This is a genomic window from Paraburkholderia sp. RL18-085-BIA-A, from assembly GCF_046027075.1.
Classification (GTDB): domain Bacteria; phylum Pseudomonadota; class Gammaproteobacteria; order Burkholderiales; family Burkholderiaceae; genus Paraburkholderia.
The window spans coordinates 1-714 of the sequence record NZ_JARESU010000536.1; the positions used below are offsets into that span (position 1 = coordinate 1).

Here is a 714-nt window from a genome sequence, read left to right on the forward strand (position 1 = left end):
CTTGCGCAACTGGCACTTGGCGTACTCGTTGCCGTTGATACACAGCCTGGCGTTGTACGGAAAGTAGGAACAGAACTTCAGGAAGAACGGGCCGAAGTCGTCGTCCACGCAGTAGAAGTAGTAGTGGTTCACCATCGCGCTGCCATCGACCACCCACGGATAGCTCATGCCGGTGCGTGCACAACGGCGCCGCTCGGTGCGCACCACGCGCGCCTTCTCCTGGGCGCGGCCGACGTACAGAATTCCTTCGTCGGCGTCGAACCGCTGCAGATACTGCTGGGTGATGTCGTCCTTGCGCTGGTGCTTGCCAAAGCTCACCAGATCCACACCTTGCCCGGCGACAAACTTCTCGATGCTTGCCACGAAGGCCACGGTCTTGGGCGCCACGGTCGCGGTCGAGGCGAAGCGCTGACCGAGATGCCCGCGCAGGTACCACACCACGCCGCCCACGCGCTGCAACTGTGGCACGTAAACGTTCAGGTACATCCGGTCGATGCACTCGCTCTCGAGCACGACGTGAGCGCGCAGAACTTCGCAGACATTCTGAGATAATGTCATGACTGGCTCCGGTCGTCCACGGGTCTTCGGACCCATTGAGCTTCGAGCTCGTACATCGCTGGGCACGTCCCAGCCGGCTCGACCGGAGCCACCTTACACCGCCAGCGCTCCGCAGTCACCCGTACCACTCGTCGGTCTGAGGCGGAGCCTCGTTAG

At 62.3% G+C, this 714-nt stretch carries 1 pseudogene; it reads right to left on the bottom strand.

What is annotated here, in order from left to right:
• Positions 1-558, bottom strand: a pseudogene (locus tag P0D89_RS53705) (hypothetical protein); the annotation flags it as partial.
• Between the last annotated feature and the right edge of the window lie 156 nt (positions 559-714).